This window comes from Cyanothece sp. BG0011, from assembly GCF_003013815.1.
Taxonomy (GTDB): domain Bacteria; phylum Cyanobacteriota; class Cyanobacteriia; order Cyanobacteriales; family Microcystaceae; genus Crocosphaera.
This window is the reverse complement of the sequence record NZ_PRLH01000100.1, coordinates 14,036-37,659: the sequence shown is the minus strand read 5'-3', so window position 1 is coordinate 37,659 and position 23,624 is coordinate 14,036. Positions and strand designations below refer to the sequence as shown.

At 37.2% G+C, this 23,624-nt stretch carries 24 protein-coding genes; 6 read left to right on the top strand and 18 right to left on the bottom strand.

Translation table 11 applies throughout. The features are described 5' to 3' along the window. The 3 genes from C4E06_RS13375 to C4E06_RS13365 all read right to left on the bottom strand — a co-directional run. The coding region (locus tag C4E06_RS13375; protein WP_107668520.1) for a glycosyltransferase at positions 1–1,184 on the bottom strand (1,184 nt) is incomplete at its 3' end. 2 nt (positions 1,185–1,186) lie between these two features. Further along, positions 1,187–2,068 (bottom strand): 6-hydroxymethylpterin diphosphokinase MptE-like protein, encoded by an 882-nt coding sequence (locus tag C4E06_RS13370; RefSeq protein ID WP_107668519.1) that lies wholly within the window; start codon positions 2,066–2,068, stop codon positions 1,187–1,189. A gap of 65 nt (positions 2,069–2,133) precedes the next feature. Then, positions 2,134–2,766, bottom strand: a complete 633-nt coding sequence (locus tag C4E06_RS13365) for a response regulator transcription factor (RefSeq protein ID WP_107668523.1) — start codon at positions 2,764–2,766, stop codon at positions 2,134–2,136. A 178-nt stretch (positions 2,767–2,944) separates the two neighbouring features. Between C4E06_RS13365 and C4E06_RS13360 the strand changes: the two genes are divergently transcribed. Then, on the top strand, positions 2,945–5,179 hold the full coding sequence (locus C4E06_RS13360; RefSeq protein ID WP_107668518.1) for an MASE1 domain-containing protein: 2,235 nt from the start codon (positions 2,945–2,947) through the stop codon (positions 5,177–5,179). A gap of 381 nt (positions 5,180–5,560) precedes the next feature. Next, complete coding sequence (locus C4E06_RS13355; RefSeq protein WP_107668517.1) at positions 5,561–6,361, top strand: YwqG family protein; 801 nt, start codon at positions 5,561–5,563, stop codon at positions 6,359–6,361. A 169-nt stretch (positions 6,362–6,530) separates the two neighbouring features. Here C4E06_RS13355 and C4E06_RS13350 read toward each other — a convergent pair whose 3' ends face one another. From C4E06_RS13350 to C4E06_RS13315, 8 genes are all read right to left on the bottom strand, one after another. Next, entirely contained in the window at positions 6,531–7,235 is a 705-nt protein-coding gene (locus C4E06_RS13350) for a type 1 glutamine amidotransferase domain-containing protein (RefSeq protein ID WP_107668516.1), read from the bottom strand. A gap of 205 nt (positions 7,236–7,440) precedes the next feature. Continuing rightward, complete coding sequence (mfd, locus tag C4E06_RS13345; protein ID WP_107668515.1) at positions 7,441–10,923, bottom strand: transcription-repair coupling factor; 3,483 nt, start codon at positions 10,921–10,923, stop codon at positions 7,441–7,443. Positions 10,924–10,987: 64 nt separating this feature from the next. Then, a complete protein-coding gene (locus C4E06_RS13340; RefSeq protein ID WP_107668514.1) occupies positions 10,988–11,332 on the bottom strand; it encodes a type II toxin-antitoxin system PemK/MazF family toxin in 345 nt (114 codons plus the stop codon). Beyond that, on the bottom strand, positions 11,332–11,502 hold the full coding sequence (locus C4E06_RS13335) for a hypothetical protein (RefSeq protein WP_232826243.1): 171 nt from the start codon (positions 11,500–11,502) through the stop codon (positions 11,332–11,334). Before C4E06_RS13335 ends, C4E06_RS13340 begins: the two co-directional genes overlap by 1 nt. Positions 11,503–11,651: 149 nt before the next feature. Next, complete coding sequence (locus C4E06_RS13330) at positions 11,652–12,266, bottom strand: vancomycin high temperature exclusion protein (protein ID WP_198648655.1); 615 nt, start codon at positions 12,264–12,266, stop codon at positions 11,652–11,654. 171 nt (positions 12,267–12,437) lie between these two features. Further along, a complete protein-coding gene (locus tag C4E06_RS13325; protein ID WP_107668512.1) occupies positions 12,438–13,805 on the bottom strand; it encodes a (Fe-S)-binding protein in 1,368 nt (455 codons plus the stop codon). 27 nt (positions 13,806–13,832) lie between these two features. After that, on the bottom strand, positions 13,833–15,140 hold the full coding sequence (locus C4E06_RS13320; protein WP_107668511.1) for an FAD-binding oxidoreductase: 1,308 nt from the start codon (positions 15,138–15,140) through the stop codon (positions 13,833–13,835). Between the two features lie 63 nt (positions 15,141–15,203). Next, positions 15,204–15,419 carry a DUF433 domain-containing protein gene (locus C4E06_RS13315; RefSeq protein ID WP_107668510.1) on the bottom strand — a complete coding sequence of 72 codons (216 nt, stop codon included), beginning with the start codon at positions 15,417–15,419 and terminating at the stop codon, positions 15,204–15,206. Positions 15,420–15,528: 109 nt separating this feature from the next. Between C4E06_RS13315 and C4E06_RS13310 the strand changes: the two genes are divergently transcribed. From C4E06_RS13310 to C4E06_RS13300, 3 genes are read left to right on the top strand one after another with little or no spacing between them, the layout of a single operon-like run. Next, positions 15,529–15,804: a hypothetical protein gene (locus tag C4E06_RS13310; protein ID WP_107668509.1), complete on the top strand. Its 276-nt coding sequence runs from the start codon at positions 15,529–15,531 to the stop codon at positions 15,802–15,804. Between the two features lie 27 nt (positions 15,805–15,831). Continuing rightward, the gene (locus C4E06_RS13305) at positions 15,832–16,083 is read left to right on the top strand and encodes a hypothetical protein (protein ID WP_107668508.1); all 252 of its coding nucleotides are present in this window, start codon (positions 15,832–15,834) and stop codon (positions 16,081–16,083) included. After that, positions 16,076–16,375, top strand: coding sequence for a hypothetical protein (locus C4E06_RS13300; protein ID WP_107668507.1), 300 nt, complete (start codon positions 16,076–16,078; stop codon positions 16,373–16,375). The genes C4E06_RS13305 and C4E06_RS13300 overlap by 8 nt, the downstream gene beginning before the upstream one ends. An 8-nt stretch (positions 16,376–16,383) precedes the next feature. Here C4E06_RS13300 and C4E06_RS13295 read toward each other — a convergent pair whose 3' ends face one another. Next, positions 16,384–18,297 (bottom strand): GTPase family protein, encoded by a 1,914-nt coding sequence (locus C4E06_RS13295; RefSeq protein WP_107668506.1) that lies wholly within the window; start codon positions 18,295–18,297, stop codon positions 16,384–16,386. A gap of 95 nt (positions 18,298–18,392) precedes the next feature. Here C4E06_RS13295 and C4E06_RS13290 point away from each other — a divergent pair, with 95 nt between their 5' ends. Continuing rightward, positions 18,393–18,767, top strand: coding sequence for a hypothetical protein (locus C4E06_RS13290; RefSeq protein WP_107668505.1), 375 nt, complete (start codon positions 18,393–18,395; stop codon positions 18,765–18,767). A gap of 8 nt (positions 18,768–18,775) precedes the next feature. Here the strand turns inward: C4E06_RS13290 and C4E06_RS13285 are convergent, their stop codons facing one another. The 6 genes from C4E06_RS13285 to C4E06_RS13260 all read right to left on the bottom strand — a co-directional run bounded on the left by C4E06_RS13285 (position 18,776) and on the right by C4E06_RS13260 (position 23,565). Beyond that, a complete protein-coding gene (locus C4E06_RS13285) occupies positions 18,776–20,092 on the bottom strand; it encodes a four-carbon acid sugar kinase family protein (RefSeq protein WP_107668504.1) in 1,317 nt (438 codons plus the stop codon). A 113-nt stretch (positions 20,093–20,205) separates the two neighbouring features. Beyond that, entirely contained in the window at positions 20,206–20,559 is a 354-nt protein-coding gene (rplT, locus tag C4E06_RS13280) for a 50S ribosomal protein L20 (RefSeq protein ID WP_009547471.1), read from the bottom strand. Positions 20,560–20,600: 41 nt separating this feature from the next. Continuing rightward, a complete protein-coding gene (gene rpmI, locus C4E06_RS13275; RefSeq protein ID WP_035798249.1) occupies positions 20,601–20,804 on the bottom strand; it encodes a 50S ribosomal protein L35 in 204 nt (67 codons plus the stop codon). A 111-nt stretch (positions 20,805–20,915) separates the two neighbouring features. Continuing rightward, positions 20,916–21,542 carry a hypothetical protein gene (locus tag C4E06_RS13270; RefSeq protein WP_107668503.1) on the bottom strand — a complete coding sequence of 209 codons (627 nt, stop codon included), beginning with the start codon at positions 21,540–21,542 and terminating at the stop codon, positions 20,916–20,918. A 399-nt stretch (positions 21,543–21,941) separates the two neighbouring features. Next, on the bottom strand, positions 21,942–23,231 hold the full coding sequence (locus tag C4E06_RS13265; RefSeq protein WP_107668502.1) for an ABC transporter substrate-binding protein: 1,290 nt from the start codon (positions 23,229–23,231) through the stop codon (positions 21,942–21,944). 103 nt (positions 23,232–23,334) lie between these two features. After that, entirely contained in the window at positions 23,335–23,565 is a 231-nt protein-coding gene (locus C4E06_RS13260) for a ferredoxin-thioredoxin reductase variable chain (protein ID WP_107668521.1), read from the bottom strand. Between the last annotated feature and the right edge of the window lie 59 nt (positions 23,566–23,624).

The following is a 23,624-nucleotide window of genomic DNA, read 5'->3' as shown; positions in this document are numbered from 1 at the left end:
ATCATATCAAAATCATTGATCACTTTTAGGAGTTTTGCGCCAGTTACATCAAGATTATGTCTCTGTTCGACTTTTTGTCGAGCTTGTTGGCCGAATTGCTTAGACAACTCTGGACATTCAAGCAATTTGACAATTTTTGTTGCCATCATTTCTACATCTAGATAAGGAACCACAAAACCACTGTCATCTTCGACAAACTCTTTCTCTCCTCCTGCTCCGTCAAAACAAACAATTGGTTTGCCGACTGAAGCAGCTTCGAGACAGACGATAGGATAAGGATCTTCTCTAGAAACTAAAGTAAAGATATCACAAGCCTTAAAATAATCTAATGGGTTAGGTTGAAATCCTATAAAGTGAATGTGTTCTTTAATACCTAATTGTTCGGCATCGTACCATAGTTGATCAAAATAAGACCCTTTGGTCGGTCCACCAATCCAAATAAAGTGTACAGGATATTCAGTATACTTTGATATAACTGAACGAGCGAGTAAAAGGAATAAATCAGGACTTTTTCTCCAAATAATTGATCCTGAACTACAAATAACTTTGGCATTTTTCGGTATCTGAAGTTGCTTACAAATTGCTTCTTTCTCTATATTTGTCGAGGATTTTTTATGAGAATAACTAGGAAGAAACTCATAGATAGTTTCAATGGTTTCTGCTGGTATATTATGATTTTGTACCAAATTACTTTTAACTGCTTCTGAGGCACCAATAAACTGTTTAGTGTAACGTTTGACCTTGTTAAACTGTTTGACTCCAAAAGCATAGCGTATTGAGTATTCTAATTCGTGTATGTGACAAATTACAGGACAATTAAGGGGGGATAGATACTCTAGGACATCGCCCACTGTCATTGTATTCCCATAAATTAGTCCAATATTTTCTTTAGCTAATTTTTTGAATAAACTTTGTTGGTAAGCTTTCAAATCCTTTTTATCGGATTTCAGTTTTAAACGTTTCAGGGATTTATCTATTAGTCCATTTTTCGGTGATGTTGGGGGGGAATAAAACCAAACTGGCGCAATTTCTTGAAATTCTTTTTCAAGCTGTCCTCCTTTTTTTAGCAAAATTTGAAAAGGTATTTCGGTATTTTCTTTAAGCCATTGCATAAAGTTCAATAGAAGAATGGGAGCGCCAGTGGCTGAGGCATCGTGAGAAATAAAAAGGATTTTCTTAGACATATCTAGCTGGTTTTAATAATCTCATTAAAGTCGACTCTAGGAAATACCTCTAATTTACCCCCTGCGGTAGCATTATAGATGGTTCTTCCTGTTTTTTCAAACTCTTTTCTAGCGACTACATAACTACTAATCATCGGTCCATCAGTAGACCAACTGCGTTGCAACCAATCAAAAGGGGGTGCGTCTCCTGTTTGTTCTTGAGATTGGTAAAAATACTGTCGTGAATCTGTGGGCTTTTGTATTCCATAATCACAATCACATCCTAGAAGATAAATCTCTTTAAACCCCAAATAATAAGCTATGGGGAGACAAAAATTAAGAATAACAGTCTCTCCTGAGTGAAGACGTTGCTTAGCAATATCTAGATTCATAGAACCTACCTTATGAATTCCTTTTACTGGAGGTTCGTAGAATAGATATCTCACTTCTTGTCCTTCAAATAGGTTTTTGTTTTCAATACCTTCTTTAAAAAAGATTGGGAAAACTTTGATAGAATTTTCTGCTTTTTTTGATATTAAATCATAAAGTTTCTCGTCAAAATTGACTTCTTTTTCCCATCTTAAATAAGCTTTCGTGTTGGTTCCAAAAATTTCGTGAGCGCAGATACAATAAAAAGTCGGTTTAATGGCTTGACAATTTTCGTGTAGCGCAAACCAATTAGCTACAAACGTCACTTCATTTTTCAAAGTCAATAAATTTTGTTTTTTTAAAGAAGGTCCATTACCGAGAATAAAACATCTTTGACCTGCATATTTATTTTTGAGTTTTTTCCATTTAGAACTTTCTGTTGATAAACCATATCGTAATGTAGCGAGATTGTGTTCATAACTAGAAAGGTATTTAATAATCCGTTTTTTAAGTTTTTGTCGTGTTTGATTAGGCATTTATCAATACCAAATAATTTCAAGTAGATTATCTATAATGTTCAGGTTTTGATAGTCAACTACCCCTAAACTAAACCCGATCGCAAAGCAACTACGGCGGCTTGAACCCGATCATCAACGGCCAATTTATTCATAATACCTCGAACATGGGTTTTAATGGTATTGGTGCTTAGATATAAGTCGTCAGCAATTTCATTGTTACTTTTTCCTTCCACAATTAACTTTAAAACTTCTAACTCTCGTTCCGATAAGAGAGCAATATTTTGATTGGGTTCTGGGGTTGGGGGTTTCAAGTTATCTAAAACTAACCGTGCAATTTGGGGATCAAGATAAGTGGCCCCATCTTGGGCTGCGTCAATGGCCGCTAATAATCGTTCTAAACTAGCTCCTTTGATACAATAGGCATCAGCCCCACTGGATAAGGCGGCAACCACCTCCGTTTGTAAGGTATGAGAAGTCAACATAACCACATGAATACTCGGTTGTTGTTCTTTGATTTGCTTAGTGGCAGCGATACCGTCTAAACGAGGTAAACCGATATCCATGACCACCAAATCGGGCTTAAGTTCCAGGGCCTGTTGAACACCAGTATAGCCGTCTTCAGCTTGTCCAATAATCTCAAAGTTGGGATGTTCGCTTAAAGCTTGTTCTAAGCCTAGTTGCATCAAGGGATCGTCTTCGACAATTAAAATTCGCATGGAGGTCACAAGGTAACAAGGAACTTTATTAACCATATGCCAAAAGTTAAAAAAAAACAGTATTTTTTGAGGCACATCTTCACACAAACCTCCACTTATGCTTAAATTCACCCATCTAGGGGAGGCACAAACCTGATTGTGTTAGGCACTCTTTAGTTAGAGTGAGATAGTTGAGTTTATGACTTTAACTCGTGGTCCGTGGCAATATTTTTCTGTTATCGTTGCTCTGGTAGCCTTGGCTTACCTGGGTGGTGGCTTCTTAACTGATTGGGGCATGGGACTTGGGATAGAAATGTCTCCCCTATGCCTTTCGGCCGGCATTTCCCTAACTGCGTTGTTAATCTACGGAGAACAGGTTTGGTTAGGCATTTTTATCGGCGATGCTCTGTTAATGTTCCTTTTAGGAGCGAATTGGGAAATTATTTTAAGTTCGGCTGTCGGTAGTAGCCTCTCAGCCTGGTTAGGGTTTAAATTGTTACGTTGGTGTCATTTCTCCTGTCGTCTTTCTAGAATTCATGATGTCACTGCTTTGGTGTTTTTAGCAGGTATGGTGTCTCCTTTATTTAACGCCACCATCAGCACCATGTTACCGATGTTTATGGGGTCTCTGAATTGGCAGAATTTTGCGTCACAGTGGTGGATGGGATGGTTAGGAGACTGTAGTGGCATTTTAGTCATAACGCCCTTTCTCTTGCGGATATACCTCGATAGCGCGGGTTTATTTCGTCGTCACAAAAAAGAACGCCTCCTGGAAGGACTTCTCTGTGGGGGACTTTTAGTGGGGTTGAGTTGGATGGTGTTTTACCGCCATACCCAGGTGGAAACCTTGATGGACGGGGGTTTAAGTAATGCTCAATATTTGGAATATTTACCCTTTCCTATCGTCGTCTGGGCAGCCATTCGCTTTCAAACTTGGGGCGCAGTTTTAGGCAGTTTGTCTTTAGCGTTACTGGCGATCGCAGGAACGGATCAAGGCATGGGTCCATTTGTGATGCAAACAGCCAATGAGTCTCAAACTATTTTATTGCTACAAATGTTTATTGTTATTGTCAGCGCAACGGCTTTATTATTGTCAGCAGCAGTAGCAGAAAGACAACGGGCAGAACGACAGTTACGGGCAACTCTAGAACGGGATCACTTATTAGCAGAAGTCTCTTTAAAAATTCGTCAATCTCTCGATTTACAACAGATTTTTAACACGACGGTCACAGAAATTCGTCAGTTAATTCATGCCGATCGCGTATTTATTGCGTCTTGGCAAGATGGGGGACGCATTGAGGTGGTGGCTGAGTCTCTCAATGGTAATTATCCTAGTTTATTAGGGGGGAATACGAGGGATGATTTATTAACGGATTTACCGTCTCTTTTTACTAAGGCTCAAACCTTTATTGCTGATGATATTAAAGCCTTAAATTTATCCCCAACTTTACAACAATATACCCAACGGTATCACATTAAAGCCTCTTTAGTGGTGCCGTTACACCTCGATGGTAAGCCGTTAGGATTATTGGTGGCTCATCAATGTTTTGGGGTACGTCATTGGCATAAACAAGAGATCAAGTTATTAGAACAATTAGCTGGTCAAGTCATGATTGCCATGAGTCAGGCGCAACTTTATCAACAAGTCCAACGGTTAAATTGTAATTTAGAGAAACAGGTAGAAGAGCGCACTTATCAACTTCAGGAAAAAATTAACGAAGTGCAAGAATTACATGACATGAAAGCTGTTTTTTTACAGGCAGTTTCCCATGATTTACGCACATCAATTATGGGTCTTTTGATGTTATTAAAAAATTTACAAAATCGTCCAGGAGAGAGCTTAACCTTATCTCGCTCTATTCTGGATAGAATGATTAATAGTAGTGAGCGTCAATTAACTTTAATTAATGCCCTATCGGAGGATCATTTTTCTGAACAAAGACCATTAATGATTCATTGTGAAACATTATCTTTAGGGAATTTTATTGATAACTTGGCTCAAGAATGGCAGCCACTATTAAAACAAAATCAAGCTCATTTAACTCTCAATATTCCTAATAATTTACCTTTAACCTATGGGGATAAAGAAAAATTACATCATGTTTTTACTCATTTAGTTACTAATGCTTTAAAACATAATCCTCCTGGTATTAATTTAAATATTGATATAACCCTTGAAAAAGGTATGATCTATTGTCGTTTAACTGATAATGGGGTAGGAATGTGTGAAAAACAATGTGGTCAATTGTTTAAATTATATCTTCGTAGTTTACATGATAGGCGTAGGACAGGTATTGGGTTAGGTTCTTATCAATGTCGTCAAATTATTGAAGCTCATGGGGGTAATATTGGAGTAAAAAGTACCCCTGGCCATGGTTGTCAATTCTGGTTCACCCTTCCTATGGCTAAAAGTCAACCTTCAGCTGTGAGCTAAAGGAGATAATTATAGGTTTGAATAATCTAAAGTAGAATATAAGAAAAAGATGATTGTAGAGAAGATATATTACTATAAGAAGGTAAATAAGTTAACGGGTTACTGATGAATATTAGTTTTGGTTTAATGATAACTTTTGTTTTTATTTATCTTTGTTTGGGGACGATTTGTGGTTTATATGCAAGAAGTTTTACGGACATTAATGCCTTTAGAAGTATCTTTTTTTTATTATTAGCGATTTCCTTTGAGTTGATGATTCTTGCTTTTAATTAGTCTTCATTGTCTCTTGATAACCCGTTTCTTAATTAAAGATTAACAACTTCATAAATTTTCTGTCCTTCTGTACAATGGAAGATTGTACCACCAGTCATCTAAATTGTTATGAAGCTTCCTCCTCGTCTAGATACTCTACGCAAAGAGCTAGAAGCAACCCAAAAACTCTATCTTAAAATAACTCCTTCCTTTAGCAATAAAATGACTTTATGGGAAAGTAAGTTTGGGGGAGAACCCTATTTTCCTAAACAGTTAGAGTATCCCAAAAGTCCAGAAGGAAACCCCTTAATTTTATTAGCTCAAATTAATTTCTCTGAAACCCTCTTATTAGATAATTTTCCGAAAGAAGGAATCTTACAATTTTATATTGATAGTTATCATGACTTGTATGGTATGAATGATGAAGATATGGCTGAGCAAAAACATTTTAGAGTGATTTATTTTGATAAAATTGATTTAGATGAAAAGAATTTAATTACTGATTTTAGCTTTCTTCCTAGTTTGGATGATTCGGATATGATCTTACCGTTTATTGGGAGTTTTGCTCTGACATTTGAGCAAAAATCTGAACCTATTAGTGGTTGTGATTATCGTTTAGAAGAGATGATAGAAACGTTAGTGGAAGATTCAGAGGATGATTCAGAGTATTATGATCTTTTAGAAGCTTATTTAGACTTATACGATGGGGAAGAACATAAATTGGGTGGTTATCCCTTCTTTACTCAAGATGATCCGAGAATTGATTTTGATGAAAACATAGAACCCTATGAGTTACTGTTTCAAATGATCTCTGATGAAGATGCAGACATTATGTGGGGAGATGCAGGAGTCGGTAACTTTTTTATTCAACCCTCTGCGTTGAAAAAATTAGATTTTAGTCGGGTTATTTATTCTTATGATTGTTGTTAAAATTTGAGTTTGCTACAGCAACATTAATGGGTAATGCTATATAAAGAAAGGAAAGGAGTATTGATGAAATTAGCCAAAGAAGAAAGAGAAATTTTAGAACCCTTAGTTACAATTACCAGCCAACAGTAACCAATAACTGATCACTGTTTACTGATAACTGATAATCGGTTTAACTACCAACGGAAGATAAAGACTTCATCGAAGCAATGACTGCCTCTGCAACACCGCTAGAAGATGCAGGATTTTGACCCGTGATTAAATTACCATCTTGCACTACTTTGGCTTGAAAATCATCAACATTAGTATAGTTGGCACCCAACTCTTTAAGGCGACTTTCTAATAAGAAAGGAACGAGTTCATGAAGTCCGACGGTTTCCTCTTCACTGTTACTAAAGTTAGTCAGTTCTTTTCCTGCTACAAAGGGAGTTCCATCCGCTTTTTTGGCTGATAATAACCCGGCTGGACCATGACATACCGCAGCAATCACTTTATCAGCGCGATCAAATGCTTCGACTAAATTAGCTAATTTTTCATTTTCACAAAGATCCCACATGGGGCCGTGGCCACCAGGAATAAAAATGGCATCATAGTCATCTGCTGTTATCTGTGTCAAAGGAACGGTATTGTTAAAGCGGTTTTGAGCGGTTTCGTCTTTTAAAAAATGACGGGTGTCTTCGGTTTGAGCCTCATCTAAAATGCTTTTATCGTCGATGGGAACCTCTCCCCCATTAGGAGAAGCCAAAGTTACCTCAAAACCGGCTTCTAAAAAGCGATAATAGGGGTTTACGGCTTCTTCGAGCCAAATTCCTGTTTTTTGGTCAGTGTCTCCTAGTTGTTTGTGAGACGTTAGCACTAAAAGAATTTGTTTAGTCATATATCGTATGTATTGAAGTGTAAAATGTTCGACCCAATACTGGGTTAAAAAGTCTTTTTCATTGGGAATGATTTCCCTAATTATTCACAAGGTAACATAAGCAGCGTCTGAGTTTCGCCTCTCTAACGGTTGATAGTTACCAGTTATCAATTATCAGTTAAATTTAGTGGTCACTGTCCACTGTTCATTGTTCACTGATAACTGTTCACTGTTCACTGCTCATTGGAATCGCATTTTCCATCTTTCCTAACCATTCTAATAAGCTTTCTAGTTGTTTTTGAGGTTTCATAACCCCTAACCCCCTGACGGTCACTTTTTTGGGGGTATAAACAAACCGCGATCGCAAATGTTCGGGTAAATTTTCTTGTAATAGTTTCCAAGCGGGTTCTTCCATGGGCGTTTCTAAAACAATATTTTGTTTTCCTTCGGGTTTAATGCGAGAAAATCCCAAAGATTTAGCTAATTGTTTCAGTTCAATCACTTGTAATAATTGCTGCACGGGAATGGGTAATTTTCCATAGCGATCGTTCCATTCTGCTGCAATTTGAGCTAGTTCTTTCTTAGAATTAGCAACCGCGATCGCCCGATAAGCTGACATTTTTTGTTCCATATCGGGAATATAATCCGTCGGAATAAAAGCAGTCAATTGTAAATCGACTTGAGTATCTTCTACTTTTGGTATTTCTTGACCTTGAATTTCTCTAATAGCTTCTTGTAACATATCCATATATAATTCAAAGCCAATTGACTCCATTTGTCCTGATTGTTCGGCACCCAATAAGTTACCAACTCCTCGAATTTCCATGTCACGAGTTGCTAATTGATAGCCTGATCCTAGCTGACTAAATTCTTGTAAAGCTCTTAATCTTTTCCTGGCTGTTTCTGTTAGTTCAGCTTTACTCGGATACAATAACCAAGCGTGTGCTTGAATACCGGCTCGTCCGACTCTTCCTCTCAGTTGATACAGTTGGGCTAAGCCAAATTTTTGAGCGTCTTCTATGATAATTGTATTAACCCTAGGAATGTCTAACCCTGACTCTACAATTGTCGTACAAACGAGAATATCTGCGTCTCCATTGTTAAAGCTTAACATGGTCATTTCTAAGTCATTTACATTCATTTGTCCATGACCAATTGCTATCCTAGCACTGGGAACCATTGTCTTTAATTCGGCTGCGACTTCTTCAATTCCTTCAACTCTCGGAACCACATAAAAGACTTGTCCTCCTCGATCTAATTCATTACGAATAGCCGTCCTAACAACATCAGCATTATAGCGAGATAAATGGGTCTTAATGGGACGACGAGAAGGGGGAGGCGTAGTAATTAAGCTCATTTCCCGTATTCCTGATAAGGACATATACAGGGTTCTAGGAATGGGGGTGGCGGTTAAAGTAAGCACATCAACATGGCTTTTCATCTCCTTAATTTTTTCTTTTTGGTTAACCCCAAATCGTTGTTCTTCGTCCACCACTAATAAGCCTAAATCTTTAAATTTTACACTTTTTCCTAATAGTTGTTGTGTGCCAACGACTATATCTAATTCTCCTGTCGCTAACCGTTGGATAATCTCTTTTTTTTCTGAGGTGGTGCGAAATCTATTTAATAGTCCGATATTGATAGGATAGGGAGCAAATCGCTCTTTTAGGGTGTGATAATGTTGTTGAGTTAAGATGGTGGTAGGGGCTAAAAATGCCACTTGTTTATGACCACTGGTAACGGCTTTAAAAATGGCTCTTACTGCGACTTCTGTCTTACCAAAACCTACGTCACCACACACTAATCGATCCATCGGGCGATCGCTTTCTAAGTCTATTTTAACGTCTTGTATGGCTTTTAGTTGATCGGGGGTCGGTTGATAGGGAAAAGAGTCTTCTAATTCCTGTTGCCAAGGGGTATCAACGGGATAGGTAAATCCTACGTTTTTAGCACGTTTTGCATACAAATTGATCAAATCAACGGCTAACTTTTTAATATTTTTACGGACTTTTTGCTTTGATTTTTGCCACATTTTCCCCGTCATTTTATGGAGTTGGGGAGGGGTTGAACCCGTATGACGATAACGGGATAAACTATCAAAAGAATCAGCCGGAATCCTTAAAATACCATCGGCATATTGTACCACTAAATATTCACGGGTTGCTAAACTTTCTAATTTCAAAAATTTACCAATTCCGTGACTTTTATGAACCACATAATCCCCTGGATGGAGTTGTTGTAAGTCAACTTTTTTAGAAGCAGCGCGACGACGCTTTCTAATATACCCGGCAGTGGCTAAAACGTGCTGTCCAAAGAATTCTTTATCGGTAACAACGACAATACGAAAGGTGGGTAAAATAAAGCCTTCTAATTCTGCTAATCCTGAATATTTTAAGGCGATCGCAGTTCCTTGAATATGGGATTTATTAATCGCTGGATAGTCACGAGGATTAGGGATAAATTGCGCTGGACAATCATGTTCTTGTAATAATGAAACAGTGCGAGAAGGTTGGGCTGAAATCAACCAAGTTGCATATTTATCTAAGGTTATACCACTATAAATTTCTCGTTTTCCCCTTAATATTTCTGCCAGTTTAGCAAATTGGTGGGGAGTAGTAGGAAGGGGACGACTGGATAAATCTAAGGCATTTTTATTATTAACTTCTGACAGTTCAGAGAGATATAATTTAGCAAATTTTTTTGTTAATTGAAAAGAATTCTTGAAACTTCTGTGAATTTTTGGGACGGTTTTTTCTTGTTCTTGCCAGTTTTCTTCGATATAATCTAACCAGCGATCGCTATGGGATTCACATTGTTCGATTTCGTCGAAAACACAGAGTGTATTAGGGGATACATAGTCTAAAATGCAGGCCGGTTCCTTAAAAGCTATCCCTAAAAACCGTTGCATTCCTGGAGGATAATTATAGTTTTCTAAGCCTTCTTTTTCTTCTTCTGATAAATAAGCATCTAAGTTATAATCATTCTCTTTAATGGTATTAGCAATAATCGTATTAAAGCTAATGGGAGTTAATAAAATGTTTTCTATAGAATCAAGCGATCGCTGAGTAGCTGGATCGAATTCTCTTATTTTTTCTAACTCATCCCCAAACCATTCTAATCTGACGGGAACCTCTGAAGAAACGGGAAAAATATCAACAATATCCCCCCGACGACTCCATTGGCCTTCTACTTCGACTAAATTAACTCTTTCATACCCTAATTTAACTAAAGCTTCGTCAAATAGTTTAGATTTTTCTGTCATTCCTGCTTGTAAATTTAAGCAGTATTGATGAAAACTATTAGGGGGTGGTAAATGGGGTTGTAAGGCTTTTTCTGTGGTAACAATAGCATAATTATTATTCTCAGCTTCTGATAAGTTAAGATTAGATAATACCTGCATTTGTCCCCAAATCATTTCCGATTCAGGGTTCAAGGGTTCGTAGGGAGACGCTTCCGTTGTCGGATAAAAATTAACGGTTTTCCACCCCATAATTTCTAGTTGTACCGCCCATCTTCCTGCTTCTTCTAAGGTAGCACAAATGACTAATAGGTTTTGTTGGTTAGCTTGGGCTAAAGTTGAAGAAATTAACCCTTTTGGTAGTCGATTAATTCCTTTTAATCCTAATTCATTATTTCCCTTGAGTTTATCTAATAATTCTTTAGTTAAGGGTGATTTTTGTAGAGTACGAATCAGAGAAGAAAAAACCATAATCAACTATAAAATCGTATATTATTTAAGGGTAGCACAAGGTTTATTTTCTGGGAAGACTTTATCAAAGCTTAAAAGTTACTCGAAGAACACGATCAAGTTCCTTTAAGAAATTAGGTCCTAATGTGCCAATTTTCCGAGTGATTAAATTACGTTGAATCGTTATTATCCTCGACACTCTTACTTTAGAGTTCACTTTTGATCCAGTCAGCGAAAATTCAGGATCAGTTGTTTTAATAATAAATTCTTCTAAACTAATACTATTAATTTTATGTGACGAAATAAAACAAACAGTGATATCAAATCCTAATGAATCAACCCATAAAACAACAGCAGGCCGTAGCTTACTTGTGCTTAAATCAGTAAAAGGAAAAGGCACTAAAACAATATCACCTTTTTCTAAAGACATTATATAGCTTCTCCATCGTCTAATGTATAAAGATCGGGTTCATCATTCAGAAAATCAAAGGAATTACTTTGTTTAGTAAGGTTCCTAATTTCTTGTGTTGTTACCTGATTAGTCTCAACAAATAATTTTTCTTTAATCATGTGACGTTCTTCTTCAGATAAAGATTGCATAATTTCAACTAAGGAATTAACTAATTTTTGATTCATTTTTATCTCAATTTTGCTTTAACTAAACTGATTTTTATCAATCATAACCTAAACTAACCATCATGACCTGATATCTAGGGAAATGTTAAGTATCTAGTATACTAAAAATAATATTATCTATTGTTATAATTTCGATAATTAATGGTTTCAGGTTCCCCTAAGAACTTGGGGCTTGTTTTTAAAATTTTACAATCTAAAAATGCTTTAAATCTAGCTAAAACTTCCCGTAATCTTGTTTTTATTCCAGCAAAAGATTGCACCTTTGATGCAGAAAAAGCAATGGGATTTTGTCCTTTTGATTGGGCAATATATAAAGCTCGTTGACAATGAAATTTTTGAGAGATAATAGTATAGTCTTCTAAACCAAAAACTTTATTAGCTCGTACAATAGAATCTAAGGTTCTAAACCCTGCATAATCTTGATTAATATATTCAGAAGGAACCCCCAAGTTAATCAAATCTTGTGTCATTTGACTGGGTTCGTCATAAAATTGTGTTGAGTTATCTCCTGAGACTAAAATTCCGTCTATTTTCCCTGCTTGATATAATTTTGCAGCAGCTTTTACTCGATAAGCATAATAAGCATTGTAATAGGTTTCCCCTGATTGCTGAATATATTTAGAAGTCCCTAATACTAAAGCAATTTTTCGGTGAGGAACTCGATTAATATCCGAATAAATAAACTGGTTAAATTCATTGCCAATATACCAATCTATCGAGATGATCAAGACCAAAAAAGTTATTAGTATTATACCGCTAATCATCAAAAAATTACGGAAAAAATCACCTTTTTTTTCAGGTCTTTTGTTTCTCTTGTTTCTTTTGAGATAGGACATAGAATCAAGAATTCCTAACCTAGTAACATTAGATAATGCTTTTTACAATAACAAATTTATGTTTTAAACTTTAATTTTTTCCCCTCTAATTGAATAATCTAATAACTCAATGGGGTGCATTAATTTTATATCTTTTCCTTGCTGGTTTAAATGTTTTTTAATTTGTAAAGAACATCCGGGGTTAGGAGATGCAATTAATTTTGCCCCTGTCTTCATTAAATTATTAACTTTTTGTTTTCCTAATTCCTCTGCTACTTCTGGCTGTAACATATTGTAAACCCCTGCACTGCCACAACACAAAGCTGCATCAATGGGTTCTTTTAATGTTATTCCTGGAATTTGTTTGAGAAGTTGACGGGGTTGTAAGCTGATTTTTTGCCCATGTAAGAGATGACAAGCATCTTGATAAACTAAGGGTAAGTCATCATCTGTCAAAGGAGATAATGGGGTGGTTAATTCAATTTCTGCTAAAAATTCTTGAATGTCTTTAACTTGATTGGAAAATTGTTCTCCCTTTTCTTTATACTCTGCATCATCGGCTAAAATATGACCGTATTCTTTTAACGTATGACCACATCCAGCAGCATTAATAATGACATAATCAACATCAGTATTAGCAAAGCTATCAATCATCTGTTTAGCTAAAGCTTGCGCTTGTTTTTCTTGTCCCTGGTGTGCCGGTAATGCTGCACAACAACCTTGAGTTTTAGGGATAACCACTTCACATCCATTAGCGGTTAAAACTCTTACTGTCGCTTCATTAACAGGGGAGAAAAATAACCGTTGAACACAACCTAAAACCATTCCGACACGATAGCGTTTTTTTCCTTGCGCTGGTATTACATCGGGATAGGTTTGATTGAATGATTTTAGTGTAATTTCAGGTAGAATAGACTCCATTGCTGCTAAACGAGGAAACAATCGTTTTAATAATCCTGTTTTACGAACAATTGTTTGAATTCCTAACTTTTGATACACCCAAAGTAAGGGTAAGAAAATTTTTAATCTTTCAGGATAAGGAAAGAGATTAAAAATAATACTTCTAATAATTTTATCAGCAAAATTTCTCGGTTGATTTCGTTCAACTTGGGGTCTTGTGGCTGAAATTAAACTATCATATTGTACCCCTGATGGACAGGTAGAAACACAGGCTAAACAGCCTAAACAACTATCAAAATGCTGTGTCGTGGTTTCATCTAAGTCTGCTTGTCCTTTATTAATAGCATCCATTAAATAAATTCGACCCCTAGGAGAGTCCATTTCTTTACCGATAACACGGTAACTCGGACAGGTAGATAAACAAAAGCCACAGTGAACACAACTATCAATTAATTCTTGTTTGGGAGGATTTTTTGCGTCAAATCCTTTCATTTCTTCTTCTAAAGCTTGTTGAAAATTGAAACTATTATTGGAGTTATCAGAAATTTGCATAATAATAAACTAAATTTTAAAATTTAACTAAACAAAACGAGAAGGACTAAATAAATTATGAGGATCAAATTGAGTTTTAATTTGTTTCATCAATGGTAAGGCATTTCCTGAGTATCCCCAAGGTTCAAATTGTTTTTTGATGCTTTGATTTGCTTCTAAAATGGTTAAAAATCCTCTGTTTTCTTGAGCCAGCGATCGCAATTGTTTTAAAACCCCTAAACTGGGTTCTAAGTCGAGTTTAAACTGTCCGATACCACTACTGAGATTAATCATTGCCCATGCTGTTTCTGGGGTCAAGTCATTGATTTTCATTAACCAGTTAATGGCTTGATTGGGTATTATTCCTATTTTGCCTGTTAGGGTTGAGTTTGTGTTAGAAACTCTGATTAATTCTTGTAATCGTTGCCATAGATTTTGTTCTATTTCATTTTGACAAAATACTGTTTTTATGTTTAATTTTTTAGCGATCGCTTGCACTTGATGACTTTGTTCTTCAATGCTTTCGGGTATGCTTTGAAACCGTACTATTAAGCCCATTCCTTCCCCTAATTCCAAACTTTTGACTACAGAGGGAGAAACCATCTCAGCGGCCGTGGGTTGTAATCCTGATTGTAACAGGGTTTTTGCCATTTGGTTGATGTCGTCCGCTTCCCCTGTCATCACTACAGTTCCGGATGCTTCGGGGATAGGATACAATCGGAAGGTAACGGTCGATATAATGCCTAATGTACCGTAAGATCCTGCAAATAGTTTCATCAAGTCGTATCCTGCCACATTTTTGACGACTTTACCCCCTGCTTTTGCAATTTCTCCATCCCATCGCACAAAAGAAAGTCCCAACACGAGATCCCGTATTCCGCCATACCGTTGTCGCCATGATCCCGTGTCTGCTGTGGCCATAATACCCCCGATGGTGGAATCTTGGGGGTAGGCAGGGTCGATGGGTAAAAATTGATTATGGGGCTTTAAAATAGCTTGTAAGTCTCTTAATGTTATCCCTGCTTCGACGGTAATCGTTAAGTCACTCACTGCATGATCGATAACTTGGTTAAGCTTTTGGGTACTAATAATTAGATTAGCATCCGAAACTAGGCCACCCCAATCTAACTTACTCCCATTGCCACAGGGAACCATTGACCATTGATTTTTGCTGGCTATTCTAACAGTATTTTGTAAGGTTTCAAGATTAAGAGGAGTGATTAAATAATGAGGAAGACAACTATCATTAACTGTCTTTTTGACTCGATTTTTCCAAGTAACATCAACCGTTTCCCAAGGAATAAGATTGGGGGATTCTAATACAGATTCTAATTTTGAGGCGATCGCAGAGGTCATAATTACCCAATTAAACACTGTTAGGGTATTTTACCATTATTTTTTAATTAAATTTTCTCAATCCTATTGAGAAACCAGGGAATAAGCATAAAAACAAACTGCTTGAATATCAAGAGGTTCTAATTCTGGATAATCTTCTAAAATCTCTTTAATGGTTGCTCCTTTGCCTAATAATTCTAAAATCATTTCTACTGAAATTCTTAAATCCCTAATTAAAGGCTTACCGCTTAAAACCTTTGGATTAAAAGTAATGCGATTGAGTAATTTTTGTTGATTCATAATAATTTTTACAATAAATTAATTAAATCAGATGCTATCTTATGATTGTAGTGACGTTCAATCAAAGTCTTGCTAGAATTGGGTCGATGAATAAAAACTAAGATTTCTTATGACTATTAATATTGTATCCCAGTTAACTAACTTTGTTAAAAAACACAGCAATTTTATTCAACCCATTGCAACAGTAAGCCTTTTAACAACCTCTTTTTTTACTATAAATTCTCAATCAGCTTCTGCAGTCATATTAGCATTACATGAAGGGGCAAATAATCCTGTTGATCAAGGATGGACTGTTAGTCGTTCATTTAATTCAAGAGTTTCTAAAGAAATCATAATTAGTAGGGTGGGCATTGCCCACCTTACCATATTGAAATGTTATAATTAAAGAGAACTTTACACTTGAAGATAATATATGAAAGGAATTCAATTCATTGTCAATGATCAGGGTCAAAAAACGGCTGTTGTTATTGATTTAAAACAATGGGGAAAAGAATGGGAAACTTTTTACCAGACTTTATGCGAAGATGTTCCATTAGATGAAACTTGGTTACATCAATCTCCTTTTGTTGAAAAACTGGATGAAGCCTTAGAATGGAATATGAATCATCCACCACAAACCTCAAATTTAGATGAATTAGACATGAAAGTAGGACATAATGAGTAAAATATTACTCGATCTTAATAACCCAGTATTTCAGCAAGATTTATTTAATTTACCTAAAGTACAGGCAGTCGCCATCTTAAAGACTTTTCGTAAAATTTCTCAATTAACTTGGGAACAATTATATAAGGATCAAGGCTTGAAATGGGAGATGATTCGTTCCAAAAAAGGTAAAAAAGGAGAGACTTTATACAGTTTAAGAATCACGCAAAAGTGTCGTGCGATCGCCTTGAGAGAAGGAGATTATTTAAGATTGTTATCGTTACATTCCGATCATGATTCAGCGTATAAATAATAAATATATCAATAATTCAAATACTCTTTAAATCGTTTTCTTAACTGTTCAATGGTCAAATCTTGGCTTAAAAACTCCACAAAAGCTTGACCAAATGCCCAAGCATTCCCTTGAATATCTCCAGAAGTATCTAACAACAATGGCCACAAAGATAAAAGATCAAACTTCTGCTTATTATCATCATCCTCAAACAAACAAAACAGATCGTAAGCCATTTGTAATTTACCAATAACAATGGGTAATTGTTCTACCGGTATTTGTTCAGCTAAAGCATAAGCTAACCCAGGAGACCCCGTACTTAAGGTAGAAATAAATTGCAACACCGGACTTTTTAATAAAGCGGTTATGCCTTGGGTGGTACTCAGTCTTGAGGTGCAAGTATCAATGATTTTAGTAGCAGCAACGGATCGCGCTTTTTGTTGTTGTAAAAAACGGGCTAACCTTAATTGTTTCGATGGTTCAATCAACTCTAATAAAGTGTTAGTTAAAGCTTCTACCCCCCAACTATCTCGGCCTGTGGTTGCGTCACTGGTAACCATCGGTAACACCATGTCACATTCTTCCCCAAATACCTCTATACGGTACAATGTCGCCTCTCTGATACTCACTTCTTTGGGTAAGGTTCCCTGTTGCCAGTTATAAGGGGGTTGCCACTCTCTCACCGGTCGTAAGCGATCCACTTGGGTTACAATGACAATCATCGGTAAGTCTGCTATCTCCTCTCTAACCGCCTTGAGAAAGGTCATATCCATGTCTAAGGAGGGATCAAGGGCAGGAGTCACCAATAGCAATAAATCAGCCTTTGTACAATAATTTAAGACCTGTTCTCGAAATTCAGGACGGTTAATTTGTTCATACCCTGGGGTATCCCAGAGTGTTAAGCTTTCCCCTGTCTGACTATCCCAATGATAAGCGGTAAAATTATCGGTACTGGGCAAAACATCCACTTCTGCTTTGTCTGTTTTAAATAAGGTGTTGATGAGGCTACTTTTTCCGGCCCCGGTTCGCCCTGCTAGTAAAATATTAATGGGTTTGGCTTCTACTTCTTCAACTGGTTTGGCTTTAGCAAGGATGTTTCTTAAGGTTTCGGTTTTAGCAACAGAAGGGCTTTTTTCTTTGACCGATAAAGCGTCTGAAGGAAGAAGATTTTTGTCACTGTAAAGGGCGATCGCTTGTTGGGCCAGGGTTTTTAAAGCGGTTTCTCGGAAGGTTTGCCCTAAATTAACTAATAACTGTTGATTGGCTTGTTTTGTCGATTGTAAGCTGGTTTGTCTGGCGATCGCTGCTGCCGGGTTGAGTATCCATTGACTCCAGTTCCAGACGCGCCATAGTTTACGGGCATTGGGTTCTAATTTTTGATACACTTCATAAGCTTGGTATGCTTGGGCAATACTGACTTGACTGAGAACAGGGGATAATTTTTGCATCCAGCGATCGAGATCGTCGACGGTTCCTCGGATCAGTCCATAAGCTTGAGGAATATAGATATTGAGTAGGGGATATTTGATTTCTGGGTGATAAATATGAGCGATCGCACTCACTAAATTTTGACACCGTTGCCAAAACATTGCCCAGTCTTCCCAAAAGGGCGGATCGTTGCGAGTTTCTTGGATAATCTCACCAAGAATATTCTCTATTTGGTTAAGGGTTTGTTTATCCCCAATGGTGGCAGCTAATTCTTTTTGTTCGTTGTCAACTTCTTCGTTAACTTGAGTGATTAGGGTTTCAATTTGTTGTTCTACGGGTTTAGTCCATTTCACCAACAACCAACGCCAACCCAAAAACATTAAAATAAAAATACCCCAAATCCAATTAATGCCCCATTGATGAATTTGTAGCCCGGCTGCAATGATAAAAAAACTAACAATAATTATTAAGGGACTTGCTAATACGACCCATTGCCAAGATTTTAACTTAATCATTTTGTTTACTTTTCCTGTATAATAATAGTTATTTTAAATTAATAATATTTTAGATTTAACAATAGTTATTTTTGCTCTCCCATTCATGGTAACTTATGCCTTCTTTAACCTTATCAGAAATTACTTATTATCGTTCTCAACTGGCTGACTATCCTGATGCGATCACTGCTTTAGATGAAATTGTGGTGTGTGATGGTGACTTAGATGATGCGGCCATTAATCTGGCTTTGAGTGTGGGACAAACCCCCGATCGCACGGACTGGTTAGAAGGATTAGCGAAACGATACCGGGTAGAAATCTGTCAAGAAAACCTGATCAATGAACTGTCCCAAGGTCATATTATTCCTGTAATTAATCATTTAATGACCACTAAAATAAGCCCAGATATTTTAGTTTTACCTGTGGTTTTATATGTTCTTAAAACAGGGGTTGATCAGTTTTGTTCCCCTTTAAATCTTAAAATAAACTAAGACATTTTTTATTGTTTTAAGCGAGAGTAAACGGTACTTAACCCTTGAATATTTCCTACATTTCCAGGAAATAAAACCACAGGTAAATTAGGAAATAAAGGGTGATCTTTTTCGGTTCTTACCATTGAACAGCCGGCTAAAACTTGCCCTAATAATCTTACTGCTTGCAACTTTAACCCGGTACTTAAGACATCATTAGAGGTAATCCCCCCTTTACTAATTAAAAAGCTAATATCACGGGGTAAACCTTGAACCACTTCCATTAATAAAGAAGAAACCGCTACCCCAAAATCTAACCTTTTCTGTACAGTTTCAAAGGTTAATTCTTCTCTGCTGGTATAAACAACAGGGGTTTGATTTTCTGCAAAAACGCTTTTAACTTGTTCTAAAATACTGTTTAATAATTCATCTTTTTTATCAGGATGATCTCGCAATTGTTTAACATCAACTTCTATCCCCACTACATCTGATTGGGTTAATAAATCCTGTAATTGTTGAGTGGTTTTCTTCACATGAGAACCCACTAACACCACGCCAGGTTTATCCGTTGGTTTATATTCTGCCATTTTTTCGGCTGGAATGGGTTGTTTACCCAGTTGGGCTAAAGAGGTTAAAATACTAGCAGCACTACGGAATAAGAACCGTTTTCCTGATGCTGCTGCGGTTAATAAATCTTGAGCAAATTGATCTAAATCTTCTTGTTTTTCTCCGTCAACGACTCCGCATTGATTACCTTGTAGCTGCATCAATCTTTCTAAGCTACCTTGTCGAATCTCTGGTAATAAAAATCGTTCAACTTCCGTTGATTTAATGTCTCCTTTTGTCTTTTCTTCGACATAGTCTGGCAAATAACTATGATGATACGCAAAAACAGAATCTTTGGCGAATTCCGTTTCATGAACCGGAGTTAAAGTTCCTTCGATGTTTAAATAATGAACACTATCAAGGGTTTGTCTTCCTCCTTCAAAAAAGGCAGGAATGAGAAAATGTGCGTCAAAACCCCCTAATTTTTCGGCAATAACATCCGTTTCAATAGGATAATGACCTCTGAGGGTAGAATCGGAACGACTAACGATTAAAAAATCTTGGATCTTTTCTGCTTCTATGGCAAGTTTAAGATTGTGACACACTTCCCTGGTGACTTCTGCTGCCTTCTCAGGGGTTAATGCCCTTGTATTGGTCAAAATAAAGAAGATAGGAACTTCATCCCTTAACCCTAATCTTAATGTCTCAACGTCCCACTGCATTAACAGTAAACAACTATGTACCGTTTGGGAACCTGTTGGATCATCATCTAAGACAATAATTTTCGGTTGCTGACTCATGGTTTGCCTACTGCGATCGCCTTTTCTATTGTCCCATGAGTTGTGGCGAAGCACTAAGGATTTACGATGAATAATTGATAATGAAATATCAATTATCCATTATCAATTATCCATTATTTAGCTGCACTAGCGGTTTCGACTACCTTGGCAAAGGCTTGAGGATCAAGAATGGCTAGTTGGGCTAACATTTTACGATTGATCTCGATATTGGCCTTTTTCATGTGGCCGATTAATTGGCTGTAACTCATACCATTGGCTCTGGCTGCAGCATTGATCCGAGTGATCCACAACCGACGAAAATCCCGTTTCCGTTTACGGCGATCGCGGTAAGCATTCCGTAATGCTTTCATTACCTGCTGATTAGCAGTACGGAATAACCGAGAGTGGCTTCCTCTAAACCCCTTAGCGAGTTTAAGAATTTTTTTACGACGTTTACGGGCGACATTGCCCCGTTTTACCCTTGTCATAGTTACCCTGTTTCTATTTAATGTACGTAAGCGATCGAGTTTTAGATGTAAGGTAGCATTAAGCGAACGTTTGGTTCATCTTGTTCACTCACTAAAGCAGTGTGAGATAACCGGCGATGCTTTCTTTCAGCACTTTTATGATTTAATAAGTGATTTTTGAACGCTTTTCGCCGAACAATCTTCTTGCCGCTTCCTGTTACTCGAAAACGCTTGGCGGCAGCTTTGCGCGTTTTTAGTTTAGGCATAAATTTATATAAAATTTCGACACAATTACCTATTATAACATAGAATATTTGTTAATCGCAAGATAAAGTCACTTAAAAAGTCTTCTTTTTTAAGAAGACTTGGGGTGATAACTATGAGCAATTGTGGTGATTTTGTTTAGCCAAAACCCCAATTAATCCAATCATAGCTAAAGCTGTCACTGAGGTTGGTTCAGGGATAGGGGTAGCACTGGGGGTTACGGTTCCTGGATCATCACCGTCAGGGTTATCAGTACCGGGGGTATCTGAGTTACCGTCTGGATCATTACTGTTCGGTTGTAGCATCGATGCCACTGTTATTAAATCATTGATCTGACTATCTTGAGGGATTAAATCAGTCAGATCTCCATTGAAATCTGATGGAATGATATCATTGCTCTCCGTTCCATTACTACTACTATTATTAGAATCATTGGGTGAACTTTGAGAACTTACAAAGGGAGAAGATGAACCACCACCGCCACCACCGCCACCACCACCACCTCCTCCATTATTGGAATTAGGTGAATTGGGGTTTCCTTGATTATTAAAGGGTGAAGGTGGGGGATTCATAGATGTCACCTCTGATGAATCGATGGCATTAGCATCAATGTTTAACATATCAAAGGGTTCAATTTTCATGGCCGCTGAGGCTGGCATGGAGACTAAAGCAATAAATCCCAATGATAGGATAGGAGAACTTGCTTGCAATAAATTTTTGTTTAGTGTTTTTTTTAGCATTTTTAGAACCTTCTCTATCGCTAAAAAATCTTTCTTTTAGCTAGAATATAAAAATTTGGCTTGGAATCAACGATTTTCCAAACAAACCCATTAAGTAATTTGTGGTGTATTTCCATCAATTTCTAACTAATTGAAATACCTTTTGATTACCAGTTTATAACAACAAAAAAAGATTGTCTTCTGATTATAAAAAAATCATTATTTTTACTCATTAAACTAATATTTTGAGTTCAATATTATCCCTAAAAATACTGAGATGGCTACGTAATTTTTCCGAGACAACAAACTATCTCATCAATTTTTTAATAAAATTTTTATAGAAAATCAACCAATTCTTGATAATTGGTAAAACGCTCAAAAAGTTAAAGATGGTTATGGGAAGTGCATCGGCCTACCTACTTATCTACCTAATAATCGTCTCGTTTCATTGGCTGCATTTTTCATCGCTTGTTCTGGAGTCATTTGATTGGTGATGGCTGCACTGAGATAACGTTGTAAGATATCAGAGGCTTGAGCATACTGAGCAATGGGGGGTCGTAATGCTGCATTTTCCACGACTTCCAACAATTCAGAATAATGGGGATATTTGGCTAAAATTTGAGGATCATTAAATAAAGCGCGACGACTGGGAACATAGCCTGTGGCTAAGATAAATCGGCGTTGTATATCTTCACTACTAAAAAATTTAGCCACTTCCCAGGCGGCTTCTGGGTGTTGACTACTGGTGGTAATGCCAAGTCCCCAACCCCCTAAACAGGCACCACTAGAGTGGTTAGGGGTGTGAACCATGGGTTTAATGGCAAATTTCCCTTGAACAGGAGAATCATCGGCCGATAAGAGTCCAAACGCATAAGGCCAGTTACGCATGAAAACAGCATCACCATTTTGAAATAAGCGACGGGCTTCTTCTTCGGCGTAAGTCGTAATACCGGGAGGTGACACTTGTTGTTCGAGGGTCGTTCGTAAAAAGTCTGCGGCTTCTATGGCTTCTGGACTATCTAAACCCACCTCTAGGGTATCTGGATCAACCCAAAATGCCCCATATCCGGCTAAAATTTCGACAAACATGGCTGATAACCCTTCATACTGTTTTCCCTGCCAGAGATAACCCCATTCTGCTAGGTCTTCTGTTTGTAAGGTTTGGGAAATGGTTAATAATTCGCTGAAGGTGTTAGGGGGTTCGTATCCACCCTGGTTTAATAAGTCAGTGCGATAATAAAGCATTCCTCCATCAGAACGCACAGGCATCCGATATAATTCTCCGTTATATCTTCCCCCATCAATATCGCCGTCTAAAAATGCGTCTAAGTCGATGTTGTCTTTATCGACTAGGTCTGATAAACCTCTTAACCATCCTGCGGCTGCAAATTTAGGAACCCAGACAATATCCATAAAGACGAGATCATAAGGGGAATTGCCTAATAAAAATGAGGAGGTATATAAATCTTCTACTTGGTTAGTTGCGTTGGGTCCTTCAATAATTTCTAATTCAATGTCGGGATGTTGTTCGTTAAATTCTTGTACGAAGGGTTCCCATTGGGCCGCTTCTAATGCTTGCATTAAGATGGTAACTCTTGTAGGAGCTGCATTTAACCCAGGGACGATAGTCATTAAAACTAAGCAGATACAGACAAGGATAGGGATGGCAAAACGAATGACCGCAGAACGTCTTTTGGAAAAGGAATTCATGGGTTGCTGAGTTCTCCTACTTTAAGCTGTACTGGTTGAGTTTAGCAAGATGTGGATTAAGGGGAGATAAAACAAAAGTCTCAACGCCTTAACCCCTATCTTTCTAAGCGGTTTCAATGACTTCTACTTCGTTGTCACGAAAATGGGCCCGAAATCGTTTCTCAAATTTGACTAATATGGGTAGGTTAGCACTAACGGGCCGTCCTCGCCAGTTGGTGACGATATCGATTATCTCTCCTTCCATTCCTTTGAGATCAAATGGTTGTTTTTTATGCTGAGGATGATGATAAACAATAACAGATTCTATAACACGAACGCGATCGCCAATTTTCATATTCATTCAGTCTCTATGATCCTCCTATTAAGGCTATGATGGGAATAGTTTACAACTTT